Source organism: Bacteroides sp. HPS0048 (assembly GCF_964240755.1).
Taxonomy (GTDB): Bacteria; Bacteroidota; Bacteroidia; order Bacteroidales; family Bacteroidaceae; genus Bacteroides; species Bacteroides nordii.
On the sequence record NZ_CAXSVC010000012.1, the window covers coordinates 35,229 to 49,846 of the forward strand.

Genomic DNA, 14,618 nt, shown 5'->3' on the forward strand with positions numbered 1-14,618 from the left:
AGGGAGGAACAACGTATATTTGTACTGAATAAACAGAATCGGATACATACCAGATGAAAAGGTTATTTTTCTACTTTTTCTTTGCTTTGGCTCTTCTGCCTTTTTCCACAATGACGGCGCAGGAAGGGCGTAAAGCGGAAACTGTTCAGAGTGAGCAGTCTTCCCTTACATTGACTGTGTCCGGAACTACAGTGCGCGTTCAGAATGCTACCCCTGGTTCTTTGATAGAGGTATACAATATTCTTGGAGTGAAGGTCACCTCAGTGCGTATTGATACGGTTGATAAATCGGTGACTTTAAATCTTCCGAAGGGATATTATATCTTTAAAATAGGTGATATAGTGAGGAAAGTGGTAATAAAATAAAGAGATGGATGATGAAGCGGATCGTATTAAGCTTTCTTATTCTACTCGTGGTGGTATCTGCCTGTAAGGAAGAGAAACCAAAATCTCCGGTTGTTCTTTCTCTGTCCTCTTTCCATGAATTAGTTCATCCTGCATATTTAATAAATCCTGATAGTATACGCCAATACGTCCGTGTAAATTTGTCAAATGCTAATGATACGATGGCCTGGGACTCGGCTATGGTGAGTTATTATGCGGCAGACAGTGCAGCATTGTTTTGGATGAAAGATGGCGTAGGGCAATATGCCGATTCACTCCTTTATTGGTTGGAGAATTCTCATCGGCATGGATTAAACCCGGCACTTTTTAACGTCTCTGGTATACGAACCGATCTGGAACGTTTCCGTTCTCTGCAGTTGCATGAAGACGAAACGATCAATCATCTATTGGCACGTTTGGAGTATGGGCTAACAAGCTCTTACCTGTTTTATACCTGTGGACTTAAATATGGTTTTATTTCTCCTGTACAACTTCTGAATAATCAGGAAGAGGATGTTAAGAAAAAGAATGATACAGAAAAACAGAAAGAACCTTACCCCATTCCTTTGAAGAAGTGTAGTAAAGAGTTTGCTCTGGAGGCTTTGGCTTCTTTGGGGCAGAATCCTTTTGCTGCTTTTCGCCAGGCTCAGCCCACTTCTCCCTTCTATCTCAGTATGCAGAAAGAATTGGTACGCTTGGATTCTATAGGAGAGGCAGAATTTGAAGAAATTCCGCTTATAGGTGATACTTTACTGAAAGTGGGAGAAAGGCATCGTATTATACCATTGATTGCCGGTAGATTGATGCAAACCGGAGAACTGAAACAACAAGTCTCAGGTGATACATTGACTTCTGTTTTACTGGAGGCGGTAAATGAATTCCGTTTAACGAACCGCCTGTCTACAGACAATTCTATAGGGACCTATACCATCCGTTATCTCAATCGCCCTCTTGCTTACTATAAGGATCATTTGCTGATCAATCTGGAGCGAGCCCGCTGGCAATATAAATCCGAAAAAGGTTCTAAATATGTGATCGGTAATATAGCTGCTTTTATGTTACAGGCTTTTAATGAAGAGGTCGATTCTATTCTTGAGATGCGTATTTGCTGTGGTTCAGTAAGAAATAAAACTCCTTTGCTTTACAGTAAGATTTACTACATGGAGTTGAATCCTTATTGGAATGTTCCCCAGAATATAATACGTAAGGAGATTATTCCGTCTTATCGTCGCGATACTACTTACTTCACCCGAAACCGGATGAAAGTATATGATAAGAATGGAAACCGGGTGAATCCTCATGATATAAAATGGGCTAAATATACAGCGGGCGTACCGTTTACTGTAAAGCAGGACAACAAAGAAGGCAATTCTTTAGGGCGAATTATTTTCCGTTTCCCCAATCCGTATGCTGTCTATCTGCACGATACTCCTTCCCGTTGGGCCTTTAACCGTTCCAATCGTGCGGTAAGCCATGGGTGCGTAAGGTTGGAGAGAGCATTGGACTTTGCCTTTTTCTTATTGGAAAAGCCGGACGAACTGTTGGAAGATCGCATTCGTATTGCCATGGACATAGCTCCGAAGAGCGATGAAGGCAAAAAACTGAACCGAAGCGAAGCATACCGGGAACTTAAGCATTATAGTCTGAAGGAAGCTATCCCTCTGTTCCTGGATTATCAAACCATGTATCTGGCTGCCGATGGTAAGCTCAGTTACTGTGAGGATATTTACAAATATGACGACCCTTTGCTTGAAGCATTGAATAAGTTGAACCATAAATAAGCATAACATACAGAATACTAATAACCTTATGAATTCTTATAAAGAACGAGAGGTTTTAAGGCTCCTTCAGGACGAAGGTACACAACGAAAAGGATTTGAAATGATTGTGTCGCAATATAGCGAACAATTATATTGGCAGATTCGCCGGATGGTACTTTCTCATGATGACGCAAATGACCTTCTTCAAAATACGTTTGTCAAGGCATGGATGAACATCGATTATTTCCGGGCAGAAGCGAAGCTATCTACCTGGCTTTATCGCATTGCCTTGAACGAATGTATTACTTTTCTGAATAAGCAGCGTGCCATGAATACCGTAGCTATCGACGATCCGGAAGCCGCTGTCGTTGAGAGGCTGGAAAGTGATCCTTACTTCTCCGGTGATCAGGCACAGCTTATGTTACAAAAAGCCTTATTGTCACTGCCGGAGAAACAACGCATGGTTTTCAATCTGAAATACTACCAGGAGATGAAGTATGAAGAGATGTCGGAGATCTTTGGTACCTCAGTAGGAGCATTGAAAGCATCCTATCATCATGCGGTGAAGAAAATCGAAAAGTTTTTGGAAGGTGTTGATTAAACCTTTTAAATCATTAAATGTCTAAGAAAAAGAGAGGAGAAGATTATATGAAAGAAGAAGATGAAATATTGAAGAAAGTAGGTACAGGCAATGTTTTTAAGGTGCCTGATGGATACTTTGAGAATCTTACTTCAGAAGTGATGAACAAGCTTCCCGAAAAGGAAAAATCTGCCTTTGAAGTGAAAAAAACGACGAAGTGGGACAAAATTAAGCCATTGGCCTATATGGCGGCAATGTTTGTCGGAGCTGCATTTATAATTCGTATTGCATCGGTAAACTATAAACCTGAGATTACAGAAATGGCTGTGATGGAGACGGTAGAGGTTGAGAGTGATTCTGATGAGTATATTAATGCTGTGCTCGAAGGTTCGATGATGGACGATTATTCATTGTATGTATATCTCACTGATGCCAGTGTGGAATAAAATAAATTAAACTGATTTTATTAAAATGAAAAGACTGATTATTCTGCTGTTTATCATTTGCGGCTTTACTCCTTTATTGTGGGCTATGGATGGGTGCAACCAACAACGTCTGTCACCGGAAGAATTCCGTGCCAAACAGAAGGCATTCATTATCGAGAAAGCTGGTTTGAACAAAGAAGAAGCTGCAAAGTTCTTTCCTGTATACTTTGAGCTTCAAGATAAAAAGAAAGCGTTGAATGATAAGGCCTGGGGGTTACTTCGTAAAGGAAAAGATGATAAAACGACAGAGGCACAGTATGCTGAAATTCTGAAAGGAGTATATGATGCCCGTTCAGCTTCGGACAAGCTGGAAAGAGATTATTACGAGAAATTCAAGAAAATCTTATCAAATAAGAAAATTTATATGGTGCAGAAAGCTGAAATGCGTTTTCACAGGGAACTGCTGAAAAGCGCAAACCGGAAAGATAAATAACCCTTATTTAGTTGAAAGTTGAGAGTTACTATGCAGCATAACAGCGCAGCTAACTTTCAACTTTCAATTTTTACTTCTCAAGCTTTTTTGCTTCGTTCCAGATACGGTCCATTTCTTCGAGTGACATGTCTTTAAGGCTTTTGCCCTCTTTGATCGTGTGTTCTTCCAGATAATTGAATCGACGGATAAACTTCTGATTCGTAAGTTCCAGTGCATTATCCGGGTTGATTTTGTATAAGCGGGCGGCATTGATAAGGCTGAACATTACATCGCCGAATTCTGCTTCCGCTTTGACCTTGTCCATATTGGCTACCTCTTCCTGAAATTCTGCAATTTCTTCTTTTACTTTATCCCATACCTGTTCTTTTTCTTCCCAATCGAAACCTACATTCCGGGCTTTGTCTTGTATACGATAAGCTTTTATTAAAGAGGGCAGGGCGGATGGTACGCCACTAAGCACTGTTTTATTGCCGTCTTTTTCCTTTAGTTTCAATTGTTCCCAATTTTCAGAAACCTGTCCGGCGGTTTCGGCTTTTACTTCTCCGAATACATGAGGATGACGGAATATTAATTTCTCACAGAGCTTGTCACATACATCCTTTATGTCAAAGTCTCCTGTTTCCGAACCTATCTTGGCATAAAAAGCCACGTGTAGCAGCACATCTCCCAACTCTTTACAGATGTCCTTCTTATCATCGCGCATCAGAGCGTCACAGAGTTCATAAGTCTCCTCAATCGTATTAGGACGTAAGCTTTCATTAGTCTGTTTACGATCCCACGGGCATTTTACGCGTAGCTCGTCCAGTATGTCCAGGAAGCGGCCGAAGGCTTCCATTTGTTCTTTTCTTGAATGCATCTTTTCTTTTATACTAAGAAATATTAGAGTCTATATAATTTCTTGCAAAGATAGAGAAATTCGAGGCAAAGTATTCCTCTTTTAGTTTGTTTTGTTTCATTTGTGTTTTAAGGCTGGATTATGCAGGAACTGCCAAAGAATATGGTGTGACGAGCCTTTATAAGGCTATTTTTTATTAACTTTACCGCTAAAATTTTAAGACTATGTTTCATAAACTTGTAGCGATAGAACCGGTGAGTCTGGTTCCTTCCGCAGAAGAAGCGTTGCATTCTTTTGCAAATGAAGTTATTATGTATTCCGATATACCGGAGGGAGATGATGAAGTTGCAGCCCGTATTGGTGATGCCGATGCTGTACTTTTAAGTTATACTTCCCGGATAAACCGGTATGCATTGGAGAAATGCCCTAATGTTAAGTATATCGGCATGTGTTGTTCACTTTATTCTCCGGAAAGTGCTAATGTAGATATTCGTTATGCCAACCAACAGGGGATTACGGTAACGGGTATCCGCGATTATGGTGATGAAGGAGTGGTAGAATATGTGATTAGTGAACTGGTACGTTGTTTACACGGATTCGGGCAGGAACCATGGGATGGTATGGCACGTGAGATTACAGGATTGAAGGTTGGTGTTGTGGGGCTTGGTAAGTCCGGTGGCATGATAGCAGATGCATTGAATTTTCTGGGTGCTGATATTGCTTATTATGCCCGCAGTGAGAAAAAGGAAGCTGCAGCCAAAGGATATCGTTTTATGCCGTTAAATGAGCTTCTTGCTCAGAGCGAAGTAGTTTTTTGTTGTCTCAACAAAAATACAGTTCTATTACATGATGCTGAATTCAAAGCGCTTGGAAACAAAAAGATATTGTTCAATACCGGCTTGTCGCCGGCATGGGATGAACCTGCATTTGCACAATGGCTCGAAGGAGATAATCTTTGTTTTTGTGATACGGTGGGTGCATTGGGAGGCACACAGTATCTCAATCATCCGCATGTGCGTTGTATGCAGGTATCAACAGGCCGCACTCGCCAGGCGTTTGACCGCCTGAGCGAGAAAGTGCTAGCCAATCTGTCAGAATACAATGGGTGAGGTTATATTGATCAGGGTGTTCACTACAGACCACCCTGCAATATCGGACGTAGCGCTGTACACCTCTACTACAGCATGTACCTGATCATTTTTTATTTCAACCTTTTGAGTATCTCCTACGAATCCGGGGGTGGATTGTATGGATACCTGCATATTCTCCGGACCAACAGAAGCCAGTGAGGCAGCAACTGCTACATTGACTTTGGTTGGAAACATACCTATTGCTTCTGTTGCATTTCCGGAAAAGACGATACGTTGTTCTGTCTGTAAAGTTTCATCGTATACAGCCGTACCTTTCAATGCATTCGGACCTTTCTCGTTGAAGAAACGGGCAGAAGCATTTCCCATTAGGAAAGCAGTTCTTAAAACATCAAACCCTCCGGTAGCTCCGGATACGGGGTATACACGTGTACCATTCTCCCTGGCTGTTTTCTTCACCTCCTCATAAAAGGTGGTGTCCGCCAAAGCACCGATAGACAAGGTGATGATGGAAGTTCCGTTTTTTAACGCAGGCAAAGCAAGCGCTTTCATAGCACTGGGAGAAGCTGACTCTACCAGATAGTCGGGTTTCAAACCGAGCAGCTCTTCCAGAGTAGCACAGGCTGCACAGGGTTTTCCATGCTGCTGCATTTTAGTTACAATACGTTCGGCTTTTGATGCCGTACGCGAATAAACACCTACCAGATCATAATCGGGTAATAATCCATTGACAACTGCATCCGCAACGATTTCAGCAAGTCGTCCACATCCTACAATTACTAATTTTTTCATACGGCAAAGATACAGCTTTTAAGCATATAATCTATAATGTATATATCTACCTGTTTGTTGATTTATCGTTTTTCGGTTTGGTAATCCCGGTATGAAATTAAGAGTCCTACTACTTCCGAATAGTTTTTGCGTCCGCTTTCTATTTTGTTTCCTTTGAGGTAAAGGTCGTATATCCAGTCTTGGATATTGCCAACCAGAGGACTGTATTTCGCCATCCAGTATTCCTGATTAGAGCGGGCAAGTTCAATGATTTCCGGTCGGATACGTTTGAATAGTTCATTGTATTCTTCTTCTGTCATGAGACGGCGTGCATTGCCCAGAATATGACTCAGGACAGAGAAATAACCACTGAAACGGATACTTTCCACTTGCGAACGTGTACATACCTGATATGCATAAAAGTTGGCTTCGGCTTCGCTGGTGATGCCCAGCAAATGGGCAAGTTCATGCGTATACGTTGCCGGATACTGGGAAGGGAGTAAATCGCCGTTCAACGTGAATTCACAAAAGAAAGGTCCCATACTGCCACTCACGCCAACCATCGATATGAATGGAGTGAATAGCATTGTTTTCACTTCGGGCGAATCGTATGGAGGTCGATGTACGCCTAATGCATCACTGATTTGCCGGTATCCTTTGACTGCTTCCCGGCAGATAATATCCTTGTTTATTTCTGTAACAGGGACATAAGAATCATTCAGATGCTGAATGTATTCGTCCACAAATGCTTTGAATTTATCAGGGGTATAGGCAACATAAGGAATGTCTGTACGTTCGTAAAAGTTCTTTTGCGAATAATTCAGCCCCCATGCGAGATAGAACCATACATATATCCACAAAAGATATTCGCCGTCACGTAATAAAATCTTTTTCCAGGGATGTTTTTTTATCCGTCCGTAAATAGGATAGAGAATGACACCGGTAATACTGAGAAATATGAATAAATCGCCTATGGCAAAAGGAAACAAACGTGAGAACGAAGACAGACAAAACGAAATAACCGGGTATACGGACCGGGCATAACCTTCGCCCATCGCCGGAATAAGCTGAGTGGTCCAGATAAGTAACAGAAGAGTTCCCAGAATGATATAGCGTATCTTTTGTTTTCGCTTCATAGTCAAATTTCTTTTATAGGACAAAAATATGTATTAATTGAATGCCGTGCAGAAAATTACCTCTATATTTGCGAAATTTCTGTTAATAAACAAATTTATATATCAATAGCACACACATTGATTATGGCTAATACAGAGGGAATAGAAAGCTATTGTCGCAATTGCGTATCACGTGATTTTGTGATGGGGCGTGGGCTCGTTTGTAAACGTACGGGAGCATTACCGGATTTTGAAGAGACTTGTGAGAATTTTCAAAAAGATGAAGAATTAGAAAAGATAGCACCCACTCCGGATCCGGAAATATTTTCTGCAGTGCTGAGCAGAGAGCAGCTACTGGCAGAAGAAAATCTTCCAAAGGCGGTATTGTGGGGAACGGGGGCTTGTCTTTTAGGAGCTGTTGCCTGGGGATTGGTTTCTGTTTCCACTGGCTATCAGATTGGCTATATGGCCATTGGTATCGGTTTTATCGTTGGATTAGCTATGCGCAGGGGAAAGGGAGTGCGTCCTGTTTTCGGAATCATTGGAGCAGCTCTGGCTTTGTTGAGTTGCATTTTAGGAGATTTCTTTTCTATTATAGGCTATGTGGCTAAAGAGTATAATTTGTCATATATGGAAGCATTGGCAGAAACAGATTTTAAAGCAGTATTTTCGGTAATGGCCGAAAATATAGTTTCTGCTACTGCTCTATTTTACGGAATAGCACTTTACGAAGGCTATAAACTCTCTTTCCGCGTACAGAAACAGCCGGAGAGTGGTAAGATTTGAATTTAAATTATTAATTTTGCATCCATTATTCGCAATAAATTAAACATATTAGAAATATAACATGGAATTAGCAAGTAAGTACAATCCCGCTGACGTGGAGGGAAAGTGGTACCAGTATTGGTTGGATCACAAATTATTTAGTTCAAAACCCGATGGTCGTGAACCTTACACCATCGTCATTCCTCCTCCTAACGTCACTGGTGTGTTACACATGGGACACATGCTTAATAATACCATTCAGGATATTCTTGTTCGTCGTGCCCGTATGGAAGGTAAAAATGCCTGTTGGGTACCGGGAACAGATCATGCCTCTATTGCAACTGAAGCCAAGGTGGTAAACAGGCTTGCAGCGGAAGGAATCAAAAAGACGGATCTGACCCGTGACGAATTTCTCAAACATGCCTGGGCATGGACCGAAGAGCATGGTGGTATTATCCTGAAACAGCTTCGTAAACTGGGAGCATCTTGTGACTGGGATCGTACCGCATTTACTATGGACGAAAAACGTAGCGAAAGTGTACTGAAGGTTTTCGTAGATCTTTATAATAAGGGACTTATTTACCGGGGAGTTCGTATGGTGAACTGGGACCCGAAAGCATTGACTGCCCTCTCTGACGAAGAGGTGATTTATAAAGAAGAACATGGAAAACTTTATTATTTGCGCTATAAAGTAGAAGGAGATCCGGAAGGACGTTATGCGGTGGTTGCTACTACTCGTCCGGAAACAATTATGGGTGATACGGCTATGTGTATCAATCCTGCCGATCCTAAAAACACCTGGTTGAAAGGTAAAAAAGTAATCGTACCGTTGGTAGGGCGCGTTATTCCGGTGATCGAAGATGATTACGTGGATATCGAATTCGGTACGGGTTGTCTGAAAGTGACTCCGGCACATGATGTGAACGACTATATGCTGGGCGAAAAATACAATTTGCCGAGTATTGATATTTTCAATGATAACGGAACATTAAGTGAAGCTGCCGGTATGTATATCGGTATGGATCGTTTTGATGTTCGTAAGCAGATAGAGAAAGATCTTGAAGCTGCCGGATTGCTTGAAAAGACAGAGGCTTATACGAATAAGGTAGGTTATTCAGAGCGTACCAATGTAGTGATTGAACCGAAATTGTCTATGCAGTGGTTCCTTAAGATGCAGCACTTTGCAGAGATGGCGTTGCCACCTGTAATGAATGACGAACTGAAATTTTATCCTCCTAAGTATAAGAATACTTACCGGCACTGGATGGAAAACATAAAAGACTGGTGTATCAGTCGTCAGTTATGGTGGGGACATCGTATTCCGGCTTACTTTTTACCTGAGGGTGGCTATGTGGTAGCTGCTACAGACGAGGAAGCATTGAAACTTGCCAAAGAAAAAACAGGAAATAACGCATTGACTCTGGCCGATATCCGTCAGGATGAAGATTGTCTGGATACTTGGTTCTCTTCCTGGTTGTGGCCTATTTCATTGTTTGATGGTATTAATAATCCGGGTAACAAAGAGATTGAGTATTACTATCCTACAAGTGACCTTGTTACAGGTCCGGATATTATTTTCTTCTGGGTAGCCCGCATGATTATGGCCGGTTATGAGTATGAAGGAAAGATGCCGTTTAAGAATGTATATTTCACTGGTATCGTTCGTGATAAGCTGGGACGCAAAATGTCTAAATCATTGGGTAATTCACCCGATCCATTGGAACTAATTGAAAAATACGGTGCCGATGGGGTACGTATGGGTATGATGCTTGCGGCTCCTGCCGGGAACGACATTCTCTTTGATGATGCATTGTGCGAGCAAGGACGTAATTTCTGTAACAAGATATGGAATGCTTTCCGGTTGATCAAAGGATGGAAGGTTGCTGATAATGCTGAAGTTCCCGAAGCGTCTAAGTTGGCTGTCCGCTGGTTTGAGTCCAAACAGAATGAAGTAGCTGCTGAGGTTGCCGATCTGTTCAGTAAATATCGTTTGAGTGAAGCACTTATGGCTGTTTATAAGCTGTTCTGGGATGAGTTCTCTTCTTGGTATCTGGAAATGATTAAGCCGGCTTACGGACAAGCTATTGACCGTGTTACTTTTGATGCTACTATTGGATTTTTGAATAATTTGCTCCATTTGCTTCATCCGTTTATGCCTTTCATTACCGAAGAGTTGTGGCAACAGATGGCCGAACGTAAGGAGGGAGAGAGTCTGATGGTGAATTCTTTATTGTTGAATGGAACCGTTGATGAAGCATTTATTCAGCAGTTTGAAGTGGTGAAGGAAGTGATCAGTAATATCCGTACGATTCGTTTGCAGAAGAATATTGCTCAGAAAGAAGCACTTGAGTTGCAGGTGATAGGTGAAAATCCGGTTACTGCATTTAATGCTGTGATTATTAAGATTTGTAATCTGTCCGGTATTGCAGTGGTGGAAGCCAAAGCAGAAGGAGCATCCTCTTTCATGGTAGGTACTATTGAGTTTGCTGTTCCGCTTGGCAATATGATTGACGTAGAAGCAGAGATCGCTCGTATGGAAGCTGAACTGAAACATAAAGAAGGATTCCTGCAAGGTGTGTTGAAGAAACTTAGTAATGAGAAGTTTGTAAATAATGCTCCACCGGCAGTCATTGAGATTGAACGAAAGAAACAGGCAGATGCCGAAAGTATTATTAATTCATTGAAAGAAAGTATCGCTTCTTTAAAGAAAGCATAAACTGATTCTATAGAAGTAGAAAGGCATTCCAAAATATTGGGGTGCCTTTCTTTTTTTTATCAAAATAAATTTTACCTTTGCCTTTGTAATAAAAACAACAAACAAATGAAACAGACAACTCTATTATTGTCTTTTATTGCTTTACTGCTATGCGGTACAAGCTCTTCTATATTTGCTCATGGCAACAATGGAGATGAGATTTTATTTTTGAATTCAATAAATTTTAATCTTCCCTGGGCAAAGGCTATGTACTGGCATGCCAGTGAAGACCTGGAGCGGAAGGGATTTGATGTAAAAGCAGAGTCGTTGTCAGTGCCTGCCCTGAGAGATCAAGGTGAAGTGGATGCGGTGTTGTTGCATTTGAAAGAAAAATATCCGCTTCCTCCAAAGTTAATAGTCATGATAGGTGATCCCGGTTGGATTGTATGCCGGGAACTTTTTGATGGAATATGGAAAGATGTTCCTGTGATTATAACCAATTCCCGTGAATATTTGCCGGCTACGCTCGAAGTACTTTTGTCTCACGAGCCATTGACTGCAAGCAATTCTGTTTCGGCGGATGTCTGGCGGAAGGGATACAATGTCACTTTTTTGCGTCAGGTATATTATGTTAAGGAAACCATAGAGTTAATGCAAAAGATAATGCCTGAAATGAAGCGTATTGCTTTTATTTCAGACGATCGTTATATTAGTAAGATGGCTTGTTCGGATGTAGAGAATGCTGTGGCGAATTTTTTCCCGGATCAGGAGCTTCATCAGCTTTCTACGACTTTTCTTTCTACCGAGATGCTGTTGGATACACTACGTAGTTATGATCGTACTACCGGCCTTATCTATTATTCCTGGTTTGAATCTCACAACCGGAATGACAATAACTATCTCTTTGACCATTTACAGGATATTATTCATAATTTTGTTCATACTCCTCTGTTTTTGCTTGCTGCCGAAGATTTATCCAAAGAAACGTTTGCGGGCGGTTATTATGTATCTTCCGAATCTTTTGGAAATTCATTGCTTTCCATGATCTATCGTGTGTTGGATGGAGAATCTCCCCGGGATATCCCCGGAATGGATGGTGGCGTACCTTCTGCTACTCTCTGTTATCCGGTGTTGCAAGAGCATGGTATCCCCGAATTTCTTTATCCGAAAGACGTGACTTATGTGAACAAACCAGCTCCATTTCTGGAACAATATGAGAAACAATTACTTTGTGCAGGTATTTTTCTTTTGGTAATAGTGGTTGCTGTTATTTATTATATTTCTATTCTTAAAAAGGCATATGGCCGATTGAAAGAGGCCAAAGAGCAGGCGGAAGTAGCCAATCAGTTAAAATCAGCTTTCCTTGCCAATATGAGTCACGAGATTCGTACTCCTCTGAATGCCATTGTGGGTTTCTCTAATATGTTGCCTCATGTTGAGGGAAAAGAAGAGATGGAAGAGTATGTAGGTATTATTGAGAATAATACAAATTTACTTCTTCAGTTGATCAGTGATATTCTGGATATGGCGAAAATAGAGGCTGGGACATATGATTTTCATGAAACGTATGTGGATGTCAATTCGATACTGGATGAGATAGAGCAAAGTATCCGGTTGAGAATTAAGAATGAAAAGGTGGATCTTATTTTTGAAGAACGCTTGCCACAATGCGTATTATATACTGACCGGAACAGATTGATACAGGTGATAACCAATTTTCTGACCAATGCTATTAAATTCACAGAAAGCGGGATCATCACAATGGGATATCGTTTGAAAGATAAACATACAATTTATTTCTATGTTTCTGATACCGGGTGTGGTATGTCTGATGAACAGTGTCAACATGTGTTTGAGCGATTTGTGAAATACAATTCGTTTATTCAGGGTACAGGATTAGGATTATCTATCTGTAAAATGATAATTGAAAAAATGGGTGGAGAAATAGGAGTCAACTCAATACCGGATAAAGGTTCTGTATTTTGGTTTACTCTTCCTTATCGACAAGAATAATTTTCTCCTGTCGGTAAAGGAAGTCTTTATCATTTTTCAAGTAATTCTTTCAGAAAACTATCCAGTTCTTCATCCAGACCTTTTAAAAGTTCGTCATTTACAAGCAGTGTGTCATCATCTACCAGAAGTAATTCGGCTACTGTCTCTTTCTCTTCGTCTACTAGCACAAAAGAGTAAGGTTTTAGGATCGTTAGCTTATCAAAATCTCCTCCGTCCTTCATCCTGCAAAGGATCGGTCGAAGAACACGTTCGGCATTCTCATAAAAATCATCACTTTCATATGCTGACCATTCGTCGATGGTCACATTGACCAGTTCATCGTCTTCGTCATCGAAGATGAATAGTTCGCCGGAATTCTGATTGGGTTGTATGTGAATATCTGTAACGATTGTTTGTTCGCAACCGCAAGTAAACTTTGCGACTGCTTTTCGTATAGCCGATTCGATTACAGATTGTGATTGTTGACTCAGTTTCATTGGTTTTCCTCCTTTTATTTAGATCAAAGGTATAAAAAAAATGCAATTCTGCCTATGTTTTGATTAAAAATCATCATTAAATCGGTTCATTTGCATATTTAATGATGACAATCCGGCTGTCCGTTTCTGTAACTCTACCACATAAAGACTGGTCATTACGTAATTCGGTATTTCGGATATGTCTACGTTGTCCTTATTTCTCTGATCAATTTTATCTATTTTATGAGCCAGTTCCTGGGCTTTTAGTGCCCATGTTTCGGCCTGTTCCAGTTCGTCTTTTATTTCGTAGTAAACAGCAATATTGTATGCAGACTGCATTTTCTTTTTATCACTTTTGGCAGTATTGAAAGATTGTTCCCAAAGTTTGAAGGCTTTGTCCCATGAGTTTTCACGGACGTATACGGCAGCATCACGCATATTTACGGAACCATTGTTGTAGAGATTGCGTGTAGCCGATGTCCAATAGGGTAGGAGGTGTTTTACAGGAATTGTTCCGGCAAACTCCGAGGCTTCTTGCTGTATCTGAGAATCTTTGATGAGGTGTGTCTGTACATATGAACTTGTGTTACCAAATTCTTCCCAGAAAATACTGTCATTAGGAGCGATGGTAAGCATGGGATTTTTACGCTTGGGAATATAAATCTTAAGCGTTGGGTACACTTTTACATCTACACTGCCATAATAACAGCTCCAGTCCGGAATATAACGAATGGTTTTGGTTGCTTTTAACTGAAGATTTTCCAGTGAGATCAGAAAGTCAACATCCAGATTTTCTGTCAGTTCCTTTACTTCCTCCTGAGTAAGTGTTTCTTCGCGCGCAAATTTGTCATTGGCACGCAGAGCAGAGTCACAAATGATAACTTCATCAAAATAGTTTTCGTTTGCTATGGCTTCAGCCAATGATTCGGCTGCTATTTTGGCATCTCCATTGTTGTAAGCAACGGCACGGGCTATCTCATCGTCTTTCCGTGATCTGTCCGATTCTATCCATTTATTATCAGGCACGCTACTGGTATTATTGACAATCGCGACCCGGCGCAGTTCGGGAGGAAAGTTTATTTCCGCAGGCATCATATATTCGATAGGGATTTGCTCTATGGTCTGGCATGAACTGAATGCCAGACAGAAGAGTAACAATAGCGTGAATGAGTATTTTGCCATAATATTCAGTAGTCAGTAGTTAGTAGTCAGTAGTTAGTATTCAGTAGTTAGTAGTCAG

At 40.9% G+C, this 14,618-nt stretch carries 14 protein-coding genes; 9 read left to right on the plus strand and 5 right to left on the minus strand.

Annotation, left to right across the window (positions count from 1 at the left end; translation table 11 throughout):
• The first annotated feature begins 53 nt into the window (after nt 1–53).
• From ACESQI_RS11370 to ACESQI_RS11390, 5 genes are read left to right on the plus strand one after another with little or no spacing between them, the layout of a single operon-like run.
• Nucleotides 54–365, plus strand: coding sequence for a T9SS type A sorting domain-containing protein (locus tag ACESQI_RS11370; RefSeq protein WP_025866467.1), 312 nt, complete (start codon nt 54–56; stop codon nt 363–365).
• A gap of 8 nt (nt 366–373) precedes the next feature.
• The gene (locus tag ACESQI_RS11375; RefSeq protein ID WP_234130788.1) at nt 374–2,164 is read left to right on the plus strand and encodes a murein L,D-transpeptidase; all 1,791 of its coding nucleotides are present in this window, start codon (nt 374–376) and stop codon (nt 2,162–2,164) included.
• 28 nt (nt 2,165–2,192) lie between these two features.
• Nucleotides 2,193–2,744, plus strand: a complete 552-nt coding sequence (locus tag ACESQI_RS11380) for an RNA polymerase sigma factor (protein ID WP_007484381.1) — start codon at nt 2,193–2,195, stop codon at nt 2,742–2,744.
• Between the two features lie 17 nt (nt 2,745–2,761).
• The gene (locus ACESQI_RS11385) at nt 2,762–3,169 is read left to right on the plus strand and encodes a hypothetical protein (RefSeq protein ID WP_007484383.1); all 408 of its coding nucleotides are present in this window, start codon (nt 2,762–2,764) and stop codon (nt 3,167–3,169) included.
• A gap of 25 nt (nt 3,170–3,194) precedes the next feature.
• A complete protein-coding gene (locus ACESQI_RS11390; protein ID WP_002559573.1) occupies nt 3,195–3,641 on the plus strand; it encodes a hypothetical protein in 447 nt (148 codons plus the stop codon).
• 70 nt (nt 3,642–3,711) lie between these two features.
• Here the strand turns inward: ACESQI_RS11390 and mazG are convergent, their stop codons facing one another.
• Nucleotides 3,712–4,497, minus strand: a complete 786-nt coding sequence (gene mazG / locus ACESQI_RS11395) for a nucleoside triphosphate pyrophosphohydrolase (protein ID WP_002559574.1) — start codon at nt 4,495–4,497, stop codon at nt 3,712–3,714.
• A 203-nt stretch (nt 4,498–4,700) separates the two neighbouring features.
• Between mazG and ACESQI_RS11400 the strand changes: the two genes are divergently transcribed.
• On the plus strand, nt 4,701–5,585 hold the full coding sequence (locus ACESQI_RS11400; protein WP_320908554.1) for an NAD(P)-dependent oxidoreductase: 885 nt from the start codon (nt 4,701–4,703) through the stop codon (nt 5,583–5,585).
• Here ACESQI_RS11400 and ACESQI_RS11405 read toward each other — a convergent pair.
• Entirely contained in the window at nt 5,568–6,356 is a 789-nt protein-coding gene (locus tag ACESQI_RS11405) for an aspartate dehydrogenase domain-containing protein (protein ID WP_002559576.1), read from the minus strand. The genes ACESQI_RS11400 and ACESQI_RS11405 overlap by 18 nt on opposite strands.
• Before the next feature lie 62 nt (nt 6,357–6,418).
• Entirely contained in the window at nt 6,419–7,471 is a 1,053-nt protein-coding gene (locus ACESQI_RS11410) for a DUF3810 domain-containing protein (RefSeq protein WP_002559577.1), read from the minus strand.
• 123 nt (nt 7,472–7,594) lie between these two features.
• Between ACESQI_RS11410 and ACESQI_RS11415 the strand changes: the two genes are divergently transcribed.
• The 3 genes from ACESQI_RS11415 to ACESQI_RS11425 all read left to right on the plus strand — a co-directional run bounded on the left by ACESQI_RS11415 (nt 7,595) and on the right by ACESQI_RS11425 (nt 12,923).
• The gene (locus ACESQI_RS11415) at nt 7,595–8,236 is read left to right on the plus strand and encodes a hypothetical protein (RefSeq protein WP_007484389.1); all 642 of its coding nucleotides are present in this window, start codon (nt 7,595–7,597) and stop codon (nt 8,234–8,236) included.
• A gap of 61 nt (nt 8,237–8,297) precedes the next feature.
• Nucleotides 8,298–10,931 carry a valine--tRNA ligase gene (locus ACESQI_RS11420; protein WP_007484391.1) on the plus strand — a complete coding sequence of 878 codons (2,634 nt, stop codon included), beginning with the start codon at nt 8,298–8,300 and terminating at the stop codon, nt 10,929–10,931.
• 105 nt (nt 10,932–11,036) lie between these two features.
• A complete protein-coding gene (locus ACESQI_RS11425; protein ID WP_007484393.1) occupies nt 11,037–12,923 on the plus strand; it encodes a HAMP domain-containing sensor histidine kinase in 1,887 nt (628 codons plus the stop codon).
• A gap of 29 nt (nt 12,924–12,952) precedes the next feature.
• Here ACESQI_RS11425 and ACESQI_RS11430 read toward each other — a convergent pair whose 3' ends face one another.
• Together ACESQI_RS11430 and ACESQI_RS11435 are read right to left on the minus strand one after the other, a co-directional pair.
• Nucleotides 12,953–13,399: a hypothetical protein gene (locus ACESQI_RS11430; RefSeq protein ID WP_002559581.1), complete on the minus strand. Its 447-nt coding sequence runs from the start codon at nt 13,397–13,399 to the stop codon at nt 12,953–12,955.
• Nucleotides 13,400–13,462: 63 nt separating this feature from the next.
• On the minus strand, nt 13,463–14,560 hold the full coding sequence (locus ACESQI_RS11435) for a DUF6340 family protein (RefSeq protein WP_320908555.1): 1,098 nt from the start codon (nt 14,558–14,560) through the stop codon (nt 13,463–13,465).
• Nucleotides 14,561–14,618 lie beyond the last annotated feature (58 nt).